The 17,122-nt window shown below is 58.6% G+C and carries 11 protein-coding genes; 3 read left to right on the top strand and 8 right to left on the bottom strand.

Translation table 11 applies throughout. The features are described 5' to 3' along the window. Window positions 1-3: 3 nt before the first annotated feature. From LVY72_RS02930 to LVY72_RS02920, 3 genes are all read right to left on the bottom strand, one after another. The gene (locus LVY72_RS02930; RefSeq protein WP_237817947.1) at window positions 4-144 is read right to left on the bottom strand and encodes a hypothetical protein; all 141 of its coding nucleotides are present in this window, start codon (window positions 142-144) and stop codon (window positions 4-6) included. 107 nt (window positions 145-251) lie between these two features. Continuing rightward, the gene (locus LVY72_RS02925) at window positions 252-1,727 is read right to left on the bottom strand and encodes an ADP-ribosylglycohydrolase family protein (protein WP_237817946.1); all 1,476 of its coding nucleotides are present in this window, start codon (window positions 1,725-1,727) and stop codon (window positions 252-254) included. A 73-nt stretch (window positions 1,728-1,800) separates the two neighbouring features. Then, window positions 1,801-2,688, bottom strand: coding sequence for an ARPP-1 family domain-containing protein (locus LVY72_RS02920; RefSeq protein ID WP_237817945.1), 888 nt, complete (start codon window positions 2,686-2,688; stop codon window positions 1,801-1,803). A 134-nt stretch (window positions 2,689-2,822) separates the two neighbouring features. Here LVY72_RS02920 and LVY72_RS02915 point away from each other — a divergent pair, with 134 nt between their 5' ends. The 3 genes from LVY72_RS02915 to LVY72_RS24540 all read left to right on the top strand — a co-directional run bounded on the left by LVY72_RS02915 (window position 2,823) and on the right by LVY72_RS24540 (window position 6,568). Further along, window positions 2,823-3,479 (top strand): NUDIX hydrolase, encoded by a 657-nt coding sequence (locus LVY72_RS02915; RefSeq protein ID WP_237817944.1) that lies wholly within the window; start codon window positions 2,823-2,825, stop codon window positions 3,477-3,479. 178 nt (window positions 3,480-3,657) lie between these two features. Then, window positions 3,658-5,628: a TY-Chap2 family putative peptide chaperone gene (locus tag LVY72_RS02910; RefSeq protein WP_237817943.1), complete on the top strand. Its 1,971-nt coding sequence runs from the start codon at window positions 3,658-3,660 to the stop codon at window positions 5,626-5,628. A 94-nt stretch (window positions 5,629-5,722) separates the two neighbouring features. Continuing rightward, window positions 5,723-6,568, top strand: coding sequence for a protein NO VEIN domain-containing protein (locus LVY72_RS24540; protein ID WP_237817942.1), 846 nt, complete (start codon window positions 5,723-5,725; stop codon window positions 6,566-6,568). A gap of 270 nt (window positions 6,569-6,838) precedes the next feature. Here the strand turns inward: LVY72_RS24540 and LVY72_RS02900 are convergent, their stop codons facing one another. The 5 genes from LVY72_RS02900 to LVY72_RS02880 all read right to left on the bottom strand — a co-directional run bounded on the left by LVY72_RS02900 (window position 6,839) and on the right by LVY72_RS02880 (window position 16,986). Further along, complete coding sequence (locus LVY72_RS02900; RefSeq protein ID WP_237817941.1) at window positions 6,839-9,913, bottom strand: Z1 domain-containing protein; 3,075 nt, start codon at window positions 9,911-9,913, stop codon at window positions 6,839-6,841. A gap of 2 nt (window positions 9,914-9,915) precedes the next feature. After that, window positions 9,916-10,875 carry a PD-(D/E)XK motif protein gene (locus LVY72_RS02895; RefSeq protein ID WP_237817940.1) on the bottom strand — a complete coding sequence of 320 codons (960 nt, stop codon included), beginning with the start codon at window positions 10,873-10,875 and terminating at the stop codon, window positions 9,916-9,918. Between the two features lie 5 nt (window positions 10,876-10,880). Next, on the bottom strand, window positions 10,881-12,425 hold the full coding sequence (locus LVY72_RS02890) for an ATP-binding protein (RefSeq protein ID WP_237818168.1): 1,545 nt from the start codon (window positions 12,423-12,425) through the stop codon (window positions 10,881-10,883). 2 nt (window positions 12,426-12,427) lie between these two features. Further along, the gene (locus tag LVY72_RS02885; protein WP_237817939.1) at window positions 12,428-15,781 is read right to left on the bottom strand and encodes a sacsin N-terminal ATP-binding-like domain-containing protein; all 3,354 of its coding nucleotides are present in this window, start codon (window positions 15,779-15,781) and stop codon (window positions 12,428-12,430) included. Window positions 15,782-15,882: 101 nt separating this feature from the next. Continuing rightward, window positions 15,883-16,986 (bottom strand): DNA cytosine methyltransferase, encoded by a 1,104-nt coding sequence (locus LVY72_RS02880; RefSeq protein ID WP_237817938.1) that lies wholly within the window; start codon window positions 16,984-16,986, stop codon window positions 15,883-15,885. Window positions 16,987-17,122: the final 136 nt, after the last annotated feature.

The raw sequence follows: 17,122 nt of genomic DNA, 5'->3' as shown, positions 1-17,122 counted from the left end.
CAGTTAGGACGCCTGCGCCGGGTCGCGGAACAGTGCGGCCCAGACAGCCGATTCCGTGACACCGTACTTCTCAGCAATTTCATCCAGCCGCAGTCCCAATCGGCGAAGCTCCATCAGCGTATTACGGTCCGGCACGATGCCCATCTCGTCCTCCTCCAGTGCCTGGAGCCGGGGACGGTCCCCGGTTGTCCGGGCCGACAAGGGACGTCCGGCCCGGACAACATCAGGCATATCAAGCGGGTCCGACAGTCTTAGACTTCCGAGAGCCGGCGCAGGGTGGACCTGAACAGCGGGTTCGGATTGGCGTTAGGCAGCACAGTCTTCACTTTCTCCAGCGCCTCCAGCGGGGTCATGCCGGACACCGCTGCCCCGTACAGTGCGGCCACGGTGGGCGTGCGGCTTTCCATCCGGACGCAGTGCAGCAGCACACGCTTGCCTTCGGACCGGAACAGCCTGACGGCGTCGACGGCCTCCTGCAGTACGAACTCCAAGTGCGCGTTGGCCTCAGGCCAAGCCTCGTCCAGCAGCCAGAAGGTGGCATGGTCGCGGCCGGGGATCTCGGTTTCGGCGGTGCCGACGCGGGAAAGCGAGACGACGGCGTCGTAGTCCTTCCCAGCCAGGGCGGGCGCCCCGCCGAGCACGACGCCGGAATCCAGCGGGTGCGGGATCGTCTCCGTCCGGGTGGAGCTGATGTACGCCGAATTATCGAACTTCTCTACGTGGGGCCAGCGGCCCGGAGTGCGGCCCTCGCTGCGGGAGAGCTGCAGGCCGATGCGCTGCAGGTCCCGGGCGTTGTAGCCCGGCCAGCCGTGCAGTTCGCGGCGCCACAGGTACGGGACTGCGGTGAAGCCGTAGGCAGCGCCGAGCAGGCCACCGGCGATGGCGGCGACGGTGTCGGTGTCGTTGCCGCCGCGGACTGCGGCCTCCAGCGCGGCACGCAGGTGGGCCGGGCCGGAAGCGGTCCCCGCCGTCGTCGTGATGGCGGACCACGCGCCTTGGAACGCCTGGACCACCCAGCCATTCTTGGTGAAGTCCCGCGGCCGGCTGCGCTCGGCTTCCTCGATCCGGCAGGTCCAGACGGCGGCGCGGTCCTCGGGCAACAATACGAGGCCGGCGCGGATGTCCAGTTCGCCCGTGAGCACGGCGTGGCGGATGGCCAGGCACCAGAGGGCGCAGGCCTCGCCTGCATCCGGGTCGAAGTGCGTGAGTGCGCTCAGCTCCATCGCAGCGTCGCGCAGTTCGGCGGCGGACGCGCCCAGGTACGCCAGGGGCAGCGGAGCCGTGCGCATCAGCGAGCCATTGCCGGCGGAGCGGCCGGACGTGCGGTGCACCTGCTCGGAAGCTTTGAGCGCGTCCGCGGCGGTGACCGGACGGCCTGCCTTGGCCGCATCGCGGCGGGCGCGGTCCAACACCGAGCGGGTCTGCATACCGACGTCGTTGGCGTCCTGCGCCCAACCGACCCAGGCACGGACGGTGGCGTCCTTGGCGGGCTCGTCTAGGCGGAACGTGGGGGAGTTCAGCAGCGCATCGGCGATGGCCAGGGCCATGGATGTGTCGTCCGTCCACTCGGCCGGCTCGAAGTTGAAGGGGCCGCCGCCGATCATGGCGACCGCGGCGTCGTCGGGCATCGGCGGGTTGAATTCGTATCCGGCGCCGAGGGCGTCTCCCGCAGCAAGGGCAAGGAGCACGCCGGCGGCGCGGTCGGACTGCAGGCTGGTCAGGTTCATGGGTCCTCCAAAGGTCAAGATGCGGTGAAGTGGGGTGGAGCTTGTGGAGGGGCGGGCCGGCGGCCCGGAACCGTCAGCCGGCCATCATCGGGTGCCGGGTGTCCCAGGCGCCCAGATGGGCGACGCCGGGAAGCATCCCCAGTTTCGGCGACGCGCAGACACCGTTGACGGTGACGGGTCCGAGGTTCGCCTCGAAGTTCTCCGTCAGCTGCGGGAGGTCAAGCTCCATGACACGCACGGCCAGGTCCCGGGCGGACTGTGCCTTGGTCGGCACTGGTCGCATGCTCCCGGCATTGAGCTGGATGTCCAGCCACGCCGCCTCCACCAGCGAGCGGTAGTGGGCCGCGAAAAGGTCCGGGCGGCCGAAGAGTTCGAGCATCAGTGCCTGGCCACCGAAGGCGATGACGACGCCGCGCTGTCCATCGATCGGCCGCGGCAGTGACTTGAGGCCAACCCCCGGGCGGGTGCCCGCGTCGAGGTGGTCCACCAGCGAGCCGGTGCTCGAGCGGGTGTTCAGCCCCTCGAAGCGGCTGACCCGTTCCCACACTCGACTTTGGGTGCCGGCGCCGCGGCCGGGACGGTTCAGCTCGGCCCGCACGTTCAGCGGGGCTCGCCGGGCGGAACGGCCGTGCGACGAGGCACCGCCCCAACGGCCCTGCTCCACGCAGTACGTGTCTACATCCCGAGTCTCGCCCGCGGGCAGGATCACGTCCCGCGCGCAAACCCGGTGTTGGTGGCCGCCCTCCAGCAGTTCGCCTTCGAGCAACAGGACCGGCTTCGTGTCCTTGTTGGTCACGGTGAGTTTGTTGACCGTCGGGCCCGAGGTGAGTTCGGTGACTTCCAGGTTCGCGGCCGCGCCGGTAGCCAGTCCGACCGCGCCGCGGCGCTCGGCCCAAACCGGGAAGAGCGTAAGCGGGCCGACCTGCTTGCCGCTGCCGATGTGGAGCTGTCCAATCTTCATGATGTCCCCCAATCTTCCGCCGGCAGGCCCGTCTTCACGGGATTTTGCCAAGCGGATCCGACTTAAAGCGCGACTGCGCTAATTCGAGAATAGGTCGGTTTGTTAATTTGCGCAACCGCGCTCAAACTATAGGGGTGACGATTTGCGATAACTCCAGCAAGACATTGACTGACTATCCCCGCCCCTCAGTAGCAGTAGACACCGCGGTACTAACGGTCCGGGGCGATCAGTTGAGCGTCCTGGTGGTTGCGCACGACAAAGCGCCTGGCTTCGAGTGGGCGCTCCCCGGAACATTCCTGCACGAGGGGGAGCGACTGGCTGACGCAGTGTTGCGTTCGCTGCGAGACAAGGCCGGCATCACCGGCCGCACTCCGCAGCAGCTGTACGTCTTCGACGACCCCGCCCGCGACCCGCGGGGATGGGTGCTGTCCGTTGCCCACGTGGACATGGTGCCATTGAAGGAGTTGGAGCGGGCTTTGGAGAACGACGGCGTTAAGCTGCTTTCAGTGTCCGACGGTGTTCCTGGGCTGCCGTACGACCACACGGCGATCGTGGAGCGCGCGATGCAATGGATGCGCGATCAATATGAGGATCAGCCCGACCCTGGCCTGCTGCTGGAGGAGCCGTTCACTCTGCGGGATCTACGGATGCTGCACGATGCCGTGAAGGGCGAGGCACGGCAGCGGGATACGTTCCGCCGCCTGATGGTGGCCTCGGGGGAAATCATGGAAACGGGGGAGATGACAGGGGGCGGCAGGGGCCGGCCGTCGAGGTTGTGGGTACGGCGGTGAAGCAGAACGCGGTAGACCAAGTGCTGGATGTAAATCTAATGCCTCAAATATTTCAAGCGTCAGATCTGATTGGCTGTTGGAGCCTGACACGCCGGGTCGCCATGAACAACAATTCCCCTTCATTGCTTCCAACCGTAGCTAGGGTCGACTTATGCATATTGGGACGTGGGAATCGACAGTGTCTGGAATCGATAACGACCTGTTAGTTCTCCAATCGGCCGTGATGCTGTCCTTGACCGCGAACAAGGACCTATCGGTGATCCGGAAGGCTCGCCGTGAGTGGTCCGAGTGCTCTGAACGCTTCTACGGTAGTGAAGTCGAGAGCGTCATCGTACGGACTGGACACATTGTCAATGCCATGATTGACGCTGCCGGGCTGAGATTACCGACAGACCTGCGTAGCAGTTCCTGGCAACGGCCGGGGCAGCTATTGGCCGAATGTGCTGCCATAATCGATTCCGAAGAGCTGGGTCATGCTCCTGCTCACATCTGTATGGCACTACTGAATATGTATCAGTGGGGAATGACTTCCAGCCCTGAGCTCCATGGATCGTTCCTGCGCAACGACACGATTGGCCGGGCGTGGCAGGCAATCGAAGCAATAACGGAGAGGCTGGCCGAAACCCAGAACCGTTATCTGGGTCCAACGATGTCCCCGCCAATTGATCATAAGTGGAATGCACACGACACTGAACTGCTCGGCGACTATTCCTGGTGGGCGCGTGGAACAGGTTTCCTCTTCCAGACACTGAACGGTTGGGACTCCAGTTGGGCACTTCCGCAATGGTGTTCAGAAATTGACGGCCCGGTAGAGGACAGGGCCGGATACTGGGCACCGCTTCCCCACTTAGCCCTTGGCCCGCTCGGATGGTCAGATCCGGCACTCGGAATCGCGCGGTGGATCGTCTCCGGTATGCCGACAGGAACTCCGGAGCTTTCCCTGCTGCGCCGCCAGTGGGGGACTCGGGCCTTAGCGTATTTTTGTCACCCGCAAATGGATTGGCTTCCCTACGGACGGAGTGAAGGTCCTTACATAGATGCCCGGACTACTGGCCGGTTAGCTACCCGTTTGTACGAGCAGTCGCATTGGTCAGACATGTTCGCTGGTTGTGGCGGGCTGCACATGGTCCATCACCTGGCAGACCAGCTTCTTGGTAATTCATCCAGCTTGGGGAAAAAGTCTTTGTTCTTTGCGCAGGGGGATATCGACAATCAGCGGGTGCTGGTGCTGGAAAAGTTTCAGGGGTGGTATCGCCAGTTGGCAGACGCAGGCTCTGACCTCCCGGAAGACACTGAAGTTTTGCTTATCGCACCACCTGTTGGACTCCTAGGCAAGTACAGGCGGTCTCGGCAAACCGGGCGATGGTATTCGGGCTCACACGAAGCGCATCGACTGGGACATGAGACACCAGTACGGGTGGGTCAATCATCACCCGCACCCACAAGAAACGAGAGTGGCAGGATGCGAATCAAAACGAAGTCTTACGAGGCGCTGGCATGGAACCTTGCTACCGAGATATGCAGGCGTCATAACGAGTTTCGTGTCCTGTCAGACGACGGTTTGTCGCCAGTTAAGAGCTTCAACTTGCAGCACCGCAAGACCGGTATCGTCGAAATGGTGTTTGAGCACCCCGAGCTGACGTCAAACGGTGCTATTCGCCCTGCGAAAAATCCTGAAGGACAGCATGTCACTTATCAGAATGCTGTCGGTTCTGAATACGAGCGGACTATCCGAGTTGTTGAGGACAAGCTAGGGCTGACGCCTAGCCGCTCCAAACCGACCAGCCGGCGCATCTTGGCCTACCGTGCCATAGGTGCAGTGCTTGGACAAAAGGTGTATTCCAAGCAGCACTGGTATGTGCAGTCCTCAGTACATGCAGCCACAGGTAACTTGGAGGACCGCAGGCCGCGAAAGTTAGTGCAGACCACATGGGCTCATGACCTGCCGCAGCAATGGGAGAACGGTACAGACGGGGGAGCGTTCTGGGTGTTGTTCCGTGACGGTAAACCGCTCGCTCTAGTGACAGAGGCTGGTATTGCTTGGACCGTAGACGATCAGGAACCTGTAGATCTAATGACCATTTTCACTAAGGCCGGCAGGAGCCTTACTGCCACCGTAGGGGCTGCTTTTGGCACTATTCTTAAATGATCTTCTCCATACGACGGCAACAGTTCTAGCCGATACGTGGCGACCAATTTCCGTGATTCGTCTTTCGCTCTGGTGACTCAGGTAGCCTGGTGCTGTGAACAGCGGGGAAATAGGTCAGGCGTGGACCGATGACGAGATTGCGGCAATAGTTGAGAGCTACTTTGGCATGCTCCGACGGGAACTAGTTGGCGAGAGCTACAACAAAGCTGAAGAGAATCGACAGCTGCAAGCACTAACCGGGCGCAGCAAAGGCGCCATTGAGTTCAAGCACTGCAACATCAGTGCAGTGCTGCAGGGACTGAAATCCTTCTACATCGAGGGCTACAAGCCGCGATCCAATGTCCAGGCAGCTCTCCGGGAGGCTGTGGTTGAACACTGGGTCCGTGATTCAGCGCTACAGCAGCTTATGTTGAACGTAGTCGGCGAACCTGTCTTGCAACTACCTGAGGGCACGGTTCTAGATATGGCTCCTCCACCAAACATCGAAGTCGATGACTACGCCTTCAGCCGCCATGTCGTCAGACATGACTTCGTCAGGCTCGAAGCGGAGAAGCGCGGCCTGGGCCACGCTGGCGAACTCGCGGTCGTTGAATTCGAACAGCGCAGGCTCCATAACCTGGGCCAGAAGCGGCTCGCCGAGCGTGTCGATCATGTATCGGCAACGCAAGGTGATGGCCTAGGTTTCGATGTTTTGTCCTTTGAAACTGATGGGCAGGAACGGCTCATCGAGGTCAAGACGACGCGGCGCGTCAAGGAGTGGCCATTCCTAGTAACTCGTAATGAACTCCAACTTTCGCGTGATGAACCGGAGCGTTTTTATCTTTACAGAGTGTTCCAATTTTGTACCCCACGACCGTGCCTTTACACCATTCGCGGTGTTTTGGATGCGTCCTGTGCTCTGGCACCCACGGTTTACGAGGCGCGGCCGTCAATTGCGTAGTGAATGACGGCCTCACAGGTTCTTCGTGCATTATGTGGAACTCGGAACCCAGCTCGAGCGAACTAAGAATCAACTGAACTGGCGCCAGTTTCCTCATCCATAACGTATGGGAGGAATGGCGAACGTCTTACGTAACCAAACACGGCACGTTACTAGGAATCCCGGTATGCGAGCCGCCCTTCACCAGGAACAAGCTTCCTGCCGCACGCCACTGGCTGTTCTCAGGAAACGGGCCTCAGCAGCCTGTTGCCTGAGGACAGCCAGCTTGAGCTACGCCTTGTCAACAAATGGTGTCCACGGCTGGTCAGTCCGCAGAACAGTGTGCCGGATGATGCCATCAGGCGCGGCCCTGTATGGAAGAGCCATCGAGAAAATTGTGGCTAGGTCTCGAGGATGAACGGGGTCATCCATGTCGGGCGCTAGCAATCCCTCGGCGGTGTCAGCGGCAAAAGTAAAGAACAGCGCTCCGCGCCGGCCATTTCCCTGCTGGTGGAGGGTATTAGCCATCGAATCGAAGGTCGTGGGGTTTGGGATACCGGCTATCTGTTCAACGACGCTGCGCTGTCGAGGTGAACTGCCTGTAAATCCTGGCCGGGCCCAGACTCCGTCTTCATCACGCCGCTTGCGCTTGACAATTTGCACTCGAAACGATGATTCCCCGTCGAATCCGACAATACTTCGCAATGCGTTGGTAGCCGTATCCTTTAGGAACGGAGCGAGGACGACGAAATCCACGAGCTTATCAGTCTCAATGAGAGACCGCACGAATGACTTTTCCGGCGCATATGTATCATCATCAGCGAACTTGAACGCAGTGATCATGGCCAGAACGTCCTTCGCAGGCACGATTCCATACCTGGCGCGGAATACACCCGTGCCATCGGTTTTGAACGCGCCATGTTCAGCGGAAAGCTTCCGCAGGACCGGAACCACTGTTTTGAAATGGTGAGCATTCACCGAGCCGTCGCTGCGAACCGGGTGGAGTGCATAGTCCTGAAGTTTTCCGCCGACTCCCTTCTCGGTAATACACGAATTGTACATTTTGTTGGTTGCTGTAGGTTTGAGCCAAGGGAGACGCTGGGCTACCAATGGCGGCACGTCGATTGGCTTCACTGCCGGTTCGCCGTCCTCGTTCAGTTCCGAGTACTGACGGAGTTCCTGCCGGAAATCCTCCTCGTCTCGAGCGATCGATTCGAAGGCGTCGTAAAGGTCGACGTCGCGCCGTCCCTTTGAGATACTCGTTCCGATATACAGTCGCACGAGGTCCCGGTACCCTCTGCGGTATCCGAACCACCTTCCCATCTGCATCAGGGTGTCGGCCGCCGTAGCGACCCGTGTATACAGGGAGACCGTTAGACCCTCGACCGTGAAGCCGCGGCTAAGCTTCGCGCCACCTACGAGAATTTTCCAAACGGCCCTGCGTCCGAAGTTGATGTCCGCTTGCTGGTACTCCGATTCCTTGCTTCCGTTAACGAGCACTACGGGAGATCGCCCCGCTTCGATTAATTGAACGGCATCGGCGATACACGAGCTTAGCTCTTCGAAACTGGCGGGGGAAGGAAAACCTGGTTCCTGACGAGCCTTGCTGGTAAGTGAGAAGTCTGAATTCCAGAGATTCCGTAGTCGAGACATCGCTGCGGGCGAGCGGTAGGCATTTCCTTTCCACGCACTCTTAACGGACTCCAAGGTCAGTAGATGAGCGCCCGTCAAGTGGCTCTCGTGGATAAGCATCGTGTGGTGCCGGAACAGGCTCTCATCACCGAGAGTTTGGCGGCGATAAAGTTTCAACGCCCCGGCCAACACAAACGCGTCCAACGCCTCTGTCAACGAAGCATCCGGTACTTCCCCGTCGGACATGTCGACGGGGCGGTAGTAGGCCAATTTGTTAGATGTGCGGCGATCAGGTTCATCTGGAATAGGATCGAGATCGTGATAGGCTCGGGCGCCCATGTAGTCAGGCGAGGGCTCCAAGGCAATAATGAAGTCCTTAGGGAAAATGTCTTGGGAGTCGTTCGGATCAACGAAAACATTGGCGAAGGGCGTAGCCGTATACGCGACGTACTGGCAACGCGGCATGGCTTTAAGGATTCCGGCAATGTGTTCGTTGATCTTCGTCCTCTCCTGCTTCTCCTTCGTTGGCTTTTTCCTTGGATTCGTGGTGTTAATTGAGGCCTGATCGGCCTCATCATCGATGATTAGGGCTGGTATTTCGTTCAGGTCCGCTTTAATAAGTTGCAAATCATTGCGGAGCTTTTCCAAGCTACTCGTGTTCTTCTTGACAATGGCCAAACGCACACCAGCCTGTGCTAGGTTCTCCGCTTGCCACAATGGTTCGCTTGGCTTGGGCAGGCCATCCGTTCGGAAGTCTAAGGCCTCGAGCCCTTTTCGCAGTGCCTTATAGTCGTCGTTATATCCTGTCAGGCGGACGATTCGAGGGGCGCCTCGGTCTTCAGGGTAGCCCCCGAAACTTACGAATCGATTCGCGAGCCAGTCCTCGTCAGCTGTTGAAATATAGTCGATGGACTCCGTCAGCCGGCGTATATTTTCCTTGGCTGTATCTGCGTTAACGTCGCTGAGCGCCTGCAGCTCGAGGGCTCGAACTTTCTTTGCGACGCCGCCGAGAAGGTTTTCTTGGCCCACGAGTTCCATGTCGATGCGCTTCTGGGTTTGGCTGCGGAGCATCTCAATTGTACCGGTCAGGACGATGATCAACTTGTAGCCGGCGTCTACGGCTTTCGCGATCAGTCCAGTGAAATTGGCGGTTTTACCACTTTGAACGTGGCCGACTACCAGGCCTTTGGACTGATAGGGTTCCTTGCGCGTTGGATCCGCCAGCCGTTCGACAATCAGTCGGGTGGCAGAATCAATTGACTCGACGGCCTCCGGTGCGAAGCCTTTGCGACGTAGTGTGGATTCGTAGGAGTTCCAGTAAAACCGACCCCGGGCTGTCGTGTCCCAAGGTTGCCATTCGCCTGCTTCGATGAGTGTGGGCTTGACATGGTAAACGGGAAAGAGCTGTGCGATCACGTCCTCATGTTCCTGGAGACCGAGGGCGGCTAGCACATCCCGTCGTCGTTCGTCAGTCTGGGCAGTCGCTGCCGCAGTACCGTCCCTGAGCGTCAGCTCGTCGATGTGATCCCAGTGTGCAAGCAGCTCGTGGAAAGCGATGCGTACAGGGTCATTTGGGTTCGAGACGAGCAGGGCGCTAACCAGCGCAGATTCATCCAACAGTGGGAGGTCGTCGTCATTGAGAAGGGAGTTGGTTCGTTTGAGGAGCGCTCGGGGAGGATTATTCTTCAACGAGGCCAGCGCTTGCTGGAGGATCTGTACAGTCTCGGGTGCCAAAGCTATACCTTCCAATCGTTTAGGGCAGGGTGAGGTGTACCGGGAATGAGACCTGAGACGTCTATCCGATAATGCAAGTCAGAAATCAGTTCGAGACGAGGCACCGCGGCTGAGAGCCTGGCCGTCGTTAGTGCCGGAAATTTTTCGTCGACGACATAGGCTTTCGGATCAGACCGCCACATCCACCGATCTGGGTAGAGGTCTGAGTCACCCCTGTACCAACCGAGACCTTCGAGCTTCTGATTTACCGCCTGCGCATGCTCGTGGACAGACCTCATAACCCTTTCGACGGTCTCGGGCAGCGTCCAACCTGGCGCGCCCCCGGCGCGCGTGAGTTGAAGAGACACCAGCCATAGCTCGCGGCCAGGGTTCGGTGCGAGCTGGCCTATTCCCGAGATGACGTGTTTTCGCTTTTCTGACGTCGTAGTCTTTACCTCGACATCGATGTCTCCCAACGCAAAATCGTGCTGTTCCGTGAGGGGCCCGAGCCAAGCCGCGACTGCGTCATCAGGTCCAATCGTCGACACCAGACGATCGAGAACTAAGAGTTCTCCAACCAGGCCGACCTGTTGGTCCACAGACAGTTTGGTGTGGGATTGGATCAGTTCTTTGAATGCTTTGACGGCATGCTCTAGGGCGTCTGCGACGTTCAGTCCATTCTGAAGGCCAACCGCGACGGTGTGGAGCAGGCCGTAGGTGGCACCCGGAGCGACGTTGGACGCAGCAGTGATGATTAGCCGTGTCGGTTTGCTCGACTCTTCCAAAGTGACGTCGATGTGACGCAGCGGCGTCGCGGTCGGCCTAGATCGATCGTCCGGCATCAGGAGTGACATCTGGTGGGCCGGCGGATCTATCAACAGTTCACAGTGCGGCGAGTCGCCGACAACATGCAATGTCGGGGTGGGCAGTGATAGGAAGTGATTAAGAGTTTCTTCAGTGAAGCGTTTATTAACTTCGTGCATGGCCGTCATCGTGCCCTAGCTGTCTTATCTGCCGCTTCCTGTTCCGCATGCGCAGCAGCGACGAGCACGGCCTGAATGGCTTCGAGCCGGGCGTTTTGACGTGGTCCGAGCTTCTGTCCGCGGAAGACGTCTTCCAGAAGCAGGTGCATCATAGTGGTGACCAACGGTGCCTCACGATCGGTTAGGTTCTTGCAGCCCGTAATTGCCTCGTAGTACCGCTTGTTGAGGACAAGGACGCGCTTGCGGCGGTCGACTTCAAAGAACACGTCATCGGCAAGCATTCGCCAACGGAGGGTAACGTCCTCTGCATCCTCGTCAAAGCCGAAATGCTTCTTCATCTCCTGGCGTACTGAGGCTGGTACGCCAGCTACGGGCCGGACGACAAAGATCTTCTGTCGCTGCCGCTTGCGTGAGTTTTCATCCTCGTCTCGCGCTGCTCGAAGGAAGTCCTCGAAGGTCTGGCCGTCGTCCGTGTGAGCCTCAAGCAAAGCATGCAGCAGCTCCTCAGAGAATTCGACGCCGGCCTTCTCAGGGTTGAAGCGGAGGTGACCTTCCAGCTCTTCACTGAGTTCCATGCGCACTCGGGCGAAGCCAAGCTGTGTGTCGCCGTCGTCCGCCAACCCATTCCACCCGCCAGCCTGCAGCAGCCTGTCGTTCCGGTATACGTAGATGCCTTGGTGTTTGGCAGCGTCGCGCTGCGACGTTAGCACGAATTGCGGGTCGGTCCGTTCTGAGAAAGCGATGATCTTGCCCTCGGCTACTACCCGAATATCGCCCACAGAGGTCGTGAAATGCCATGCAGTCGGGCTCGAGACCGAGCTCAGAAGGGCAAAGGGATCGAGCGGCTCGACCGTAAATGACGACCCAGCTTCGCCGAGCGACGTGTCGAGCATGTCAAGCTGTATTACGAGCCGGCCGGATTCGATTAGCCGGTGAAAGGTAGTGCCCAGGAAACGGGAAATGCGGCGCATTCTGGCGTCGATCCATGTCTCGATCTCCCGTACAGACTTTCTCCGCGGGCGACTGAACAGGCCAGTCCACTGGACGACCGTCCCGTGAGAGACCGGAAACCGGCTTCCGTGGACAGTGAGAGCCCGTTCGGCCGCTTCCGGGTTATGGGAAGCAATCTCGGGCCTGCCCCGACGGACACTTTCCCTGGTCATGCCGGCACCGACTGCCATATACCTGTGCCGTCGAGTGAACACATCCAGCCGCTTTGCCTGGCTCAGCGAGGCTGCCTTGAGCCCGACACCGAAATGTCCCAGGTCGCCAGCATCATGTTGGTGGTCCCGCCCGTACTCCATCGCCCTGAGCAACTGCCATTCGGACATCCCTCTGCCGTCGTCGACGATGGCCAGTCCTTGGACGTCTTCAGGACCGAATAGGTGGCGAATCAGGACATTGTGTGCACCCGCATCCACTGCGTTGTCGACGATATCCGCAAGCGCACTTTCTAAATCGTGGCTTAGGCCAATCATGCCAGCGACGCGAGGGTCGGGCATGACGACATGGACGTTATTCGTGGTTGGAGTAAAAAGGAAGTCGGTCATGCTCACTCGTCGATGGCCAAATCGTTGATGCCCAGACGACGGGCGTTCTCCTTGATGACGCGTATGGCTGAGTCAGAGTACCCGCCATCCTTAGTCGCGTTCACCGTGAGAATGAGGTCAAACGAATCAGGGGCCGCGTCCAGGACGTGCTGGATAAACTTGACGAAAATTTCGTCGACGCGGTCCCGCAAGTTTCCGTGACGATGAAAGTGAACCGTCGCATAGATTTCCCTCTCACCGCCTGAATCCTCAGCGGAGCCTTCGCCCGGATCCGGCTGTTCCTCGACCGCTGGCGGCTGGTGAGCAGCTGCTACTAGCGTCTTTCGCTTTTTTTCAATTACCTCTAGCGGCTGTGTTTCGCCAAAGGCGCTGAGAAGGCCCTGCAGAATTCCTTTCCGTGCTAGGGACACATCGTAATAGAAGTATCCACTGTTCTCGTCTCGAACGCTCTTCAAATTTTCAACAACCGTTTGGTCGTCAACGTTGTTGCTTTGAATTCGCTGAATAGAGGTGCAAGGAACACAAAGCGTTGACCGCTTGATTTTGCTGACCCGATCAACGTATGGAAAGAGCTCCACTGCGAGCTGGCTGCTCGGATCCTGGGACTCAACGGACCGCAACTCAGTTTTTAGGGTCACAGACAATGGTTCGAGCCCCCACCGTTCTGTCAGCGCAGAATTTAGTTCAGCATGCCTAGTGTATATGGAGGCATGCCGCCCGCTTTCGGAGAGGTACTTGTGGCTGGCGGCGTCTGACGCGGTGTTGACATCTTTGGTACGGTAACGAGTGGTTTGCCCTGCTCTTAGAGACACGAGCAACTCTTTCGGGGCCTTCACTCCGGACGCAGCCATAAGCCCGTAGAGGATATGAATATCATCCAATTGAAGGGTTTTCTCGGCGAGAGGAAGGACAAATTCCCACTGTATATCTTGCGGTGAATCTGGCAAGGTCAGAGCCGCGGCTTCTTCGGGGCCTGGATAGGGCAGGAAGGATGACGGAAAACCTTCAGGGGCACCGGTACAGTACTTGGTTTCAATCCAGCCTAGCGGTGTCTTGAATACTCCGAAGTGTCTCACCCACCAGAGATCCGGGCTTTCAACGGGCACAGGCTGTTTGTAGGTCGATGAAAACTCAGCTCGCGCACGATATTGGACACGCGACAGCAGTTCTCGCGTGATAGTAGCCCGGGACTGAACCGACGCGTTATTGAGTTCGTGTAACCGCTCAGTGTGCGGAACCATGTTAAATCTGATTGAAGTAGCAGGAACTGGTTCGGGGCTCTGTTCCGATTCATGGGATAAACGCCGGGCCTCGGAGTTTTTCCAAGCTTCGTAAGTATCACTCTTGACTGATGTGTGTTCCGGAAGAGTCTTGCGAACCCCTAGCCGTTGCAGGAGGGCTAGGTCCCGTCCATGGAACTGTGGATCCACGACGAGTGCTGCATCCTCTGGGCGGTCATGCCTAAGTAAGGGACCAGAGAGCCAGGCGGTGCCGAGCGGTTGCCATGACCCGCTCTGTCTCCTGATGAGAATCTTCGCTGGATCTGTGTGTTTTGTCAGGGCGTCAATGACGTCCGTCGCATTGAAAGTGCGCGAAACACGCCAAAGCGATTCTGCCTTCTCCGGATCCGAATAGTCATCGGCGACTGCCCGGGCAAGTTTGTTGATTTTACCTATACCGTCGAGTACTTCCAGCCCAAGTGTACGGAGATATGAGGCACATTGACCGTAATGCAGGAGCTCGTAGGCGACGAGGGTTTCACCGGCTTCGTCGCTGTCCGTCGGCAGATCAAGTCGGCCTGCGATTGGTGCTTCGACTCTTCCATCCGCCATCAGCACAATGCGGCTTCGGCGCATCTCGGCTATATGGTCAGGCTGACGACGATCAATTTCGGCAGCGATCTGCAGCGCGTTCTCGTAGGACTGGAGGCTACCCTCCTGAACTACTTCTTCGAGCCACTCAGTGATGGAGGCCCGCTTTTTGTTTGCCTTGACCAAGAGGCGATTGAGGAGACCGTTGCGCTCCTTGGTGGAAAAAACGCTCCGGTGAACCCAGGGTCGATCCGCTCCGACGGACTCTTCCCACATAGCCTCGATTGCCGTTGCTTCGGTCAGTTCCGGCTGGATACGCATGCTGGTGATCGTCTGGAGCGTTCCCGACCGGTCCGGCAGGAACGGAACGACAGCCAGTACAGTCATTATCGGATCGTAAATGACGCCGTCCGCCCAGCTACGGGTTTCCCGATCGCGCGACGGAAGAACATCGAAATGGGCCGCTGGATCGATACTTGTGCCCAGTAGGGGCATGGCGCCGGCGACCATCCGCGGAACGGCCTGAGTCAGAATCTCCCGGTTGTAGAGAGTCTCTAGCATGCTGACCCGGTCTTCATTCATTTTGAAGGCTGCATTGATAATGCCGCGAAGCGAAGTCCTGTGCTGGGTCGGGAAATAGTTCCAGAAAGTGCCGAGTTGACGCCTAGATTTGATGTCCAGCGGTACAGCCCAGCTCACCGGAACTTCACCACGTGCGAAAATGCTGCCTGCGTCTGCGGCTGCGGCCTCTGAAACCTTGTGGACGTGCTCGAGCAGTAGCCATTCCTCGGTTGCTCCCTCGCTAGAGAGAGTGATTCGCTCGCCGGTTCGTTCGGAGGTCCATGCAGTTGATGTTTGCTTTACACGGTCCTCGAACCGCAGTTCATGAATGTCAGGGGAGAAAAGCAGGAAATGATGTGGGAATGATGCAAGTTCGTCGTGTAGCCACGAGGCGTTGCCTCGAAGGGGTAGTCGAACCACTGTCGTGGCCCATGACATGAGGGAAGCAAGCTCGCTGTCCTTCTCCGCTTCGGCGTCTGCGTCAATCGGCTTGGCGAGCCGCAGGACGGGGTAGTTAGTCAACCCTGGCAAAACCGATTCCAGCAGCTGCTGGCTTCGTTCCCTGCTCCAGGAAACTGAGCCAGAGCGGCTGAAGATCTGCGGCGTATCCGAAACCTGTAGCACTGATTTGAAGCCGAGCCCAAATCGTCCGATCTGGTCGTCGCGCTTATCGGAAGAGTGTGACAGCATCAGTGTCTGGTAACCGCTGCTAGTAAACGGCGCTCCCTCATTGGCGCAGTACAACGCGTCACTTGTGAGTACAACTGCAATGCGTCCACCCTGACCGCGCATCGCGTCTGCTGCATTCTGGATTAGTTCGTTGAGCTGCTTGCGCCCGTAACCACTTTGTGAGATCGACTGCTCGATGTTGCTGTGTTCGCGGACCAGGTCGGGCCGCACGCGGTATGCCTCCAGCGCCGACCTTGCATCAGCCCGAATGAACTCTGCGATGTCGCCTTCGACTCCAGCCCACGCCTCAAGCATTATTGTCCCCCCGACAGTTTGTACTTTTAACTACATTTATTTCGAACAGTCTTATCAGACAGATCTGACATTTTGGCTCTCAGCCATGTTGGCAGCGGTTCCTAGCCGACGTAGGGGAGCAAGCTTCGTGCAATCGCCTGTCCCAGCCAACGAGGTACGGCGTTTCCGATTTGCTTCGCAATGGCTGTCTTTGACCCCACCCAGCGGTGCTCGTCATAGAAGCCCTGCAACCGCGCTGCTTCGAGATGTGTAATTGCGCGGTTGGCCTCAGGATGCAGATAGCGGCCCTTCTCGGGTTTGAAGAATTCGGTGCGGATAGTCACAGAGGGCTTGTCCCAGTGCAGACGTCCCATAACATCTCCCGATCCGGATGTATGGCCCACCCAGCAATTAGCCTTCAAATCCTCCGGTAGATCCATACGATTTCCCCCAGGAGGAATCGCAGCAAACCGCTTCAGCGAGATCGTCTGATATTCGCGGTCCAGATGGAGTTCTGTCGTCTTGAAGGGCCCGGGCATGATGCGTGTAGCCGTCTCGGTACGGGCTTCCCCTAGTTCCCGCCGATCGGCACGGTGTGGGATCCCGTCGAAAGCTTGCCGAACCGTCACATGTTTGCGGGCATGAGTGGGCACAGGGAACTCAGGCTTGTCCATGTCACGTCGATAACCGATGAGGATGGCGCGCTTGCGTGCCTGTGGGGCTCCGTAGTCCGCTGCGTTCAGTACTTGCCAGTCGAAGTCGTAATCAGCAAGGAGTCCATTCGGTCGGGTGGCCTCGTAGAAATCGACGAGTTGTGGAGACTTCACGAAAGTGGCCACGTTCTCTACGACGAAGTACTTCGGCTGCGCCTTTCGTAGAGTCTCGGCGTATTGACGCCAGAGTTGATTTCGCAAGTCGTTCTCATCGCGTTTGCCTAGCAGGGAAAACCCCTGGCAAGGAGGGCCCCCTATGACAACATCGACTTGGGGAGTCTTCTCCTCCTGCAGCCAGTCCTGGATAGGACCTGCATACACTTTGCGTCCAAAGGTCGCCTCGAATGATGCGGCAGCAGCCGCATCGAACTCCACTGCCCGCTTGGTAACGAACCGTTTGTCAGCAGAGTAAAAGCCATTTGTGAGTCCGCCCGCCCCGGCGAATAGGTCCAACATGGTGATCGAGTTGCCCGTGACGTCGCGCGCAAAGGGGGCAGGGGATGTTTCGCTCATTTCCGTCCTACAGTACCTTCCGACAGCTCCCGGCACGCCCAATCTCGTGGCAGTGTTGCCGGATTCAAGTTGAACTGTAGTCGGTACATCCGACACCGCAGACACCCCAGAGCTCACTGCGGAAGGAAACGGCGTC

Source organism: Arthrobacter hankyongi (assembly GCF_022012395.1).
GTDB lineage: Bacteria > Actinomycetota > Actinomycetes > Actinomycetales > Micrococcaceae > Crystallibacter > Crystallibacter hankyongi.
Note: the sequence above shows the minus strand (reverse complement) of the source record. Positions and strands in the feature narration are given on the sequence as shown.

Bases quoted from the DNA above. Each gene is read 5' to 3' on its own strand.
- LVY72_RS02930 (WP_237817947.1), bottom strand. From the start codon at position 144: ATGGGCATCGTGCCGGACCGTAATACGCTGATGGAGCTTCGCCGATTG.
- LVY72_RS02925 (WP_237817946.1), bottom strand. From the start codon at position 1,727: ATGAACCTGACCAGCCTGCAGTCCGACCGCGCCGCCGGCGTGCTCCTT.
- LVY72_RS02920 (WP_237817945.1), bottom strand. From the start codon at position 2,688: ATGAAGATTGGACAGCTCCACATCGGCAGCGGCAAGCAGGTCGGCCCG.
- LVY72_RS02895 (WP_237817940.1), bottom strand. From the start codon at position 10,875: ATGCACGAAGTTAATAAACGCTTCACTGAAGAAACTCTTAATCACTTC.
- LVY72_RS02890 (WP_237818168.1), bottom strand. From the start codon at position 12,425: ATGACCGACTTCCTTTTTACTCCAACCACGAATAACGTCCATGTCGTC.
- LVY72_RS02885 (WP_237817939.1), bottom strand. From the start codon at position 15,781: ATGCTTGAGGCGTGGGCTGGAGTCGAAGGCGACATCGCAGAGTTCATT.
- LVY72_RS02880 (WP_237817938.1), bottom strand. From the start codon at position 16,986: ATGAGCGAAACATCCCCTGCCCCCTTTGCGCGCGACGTCACGGGCAAC.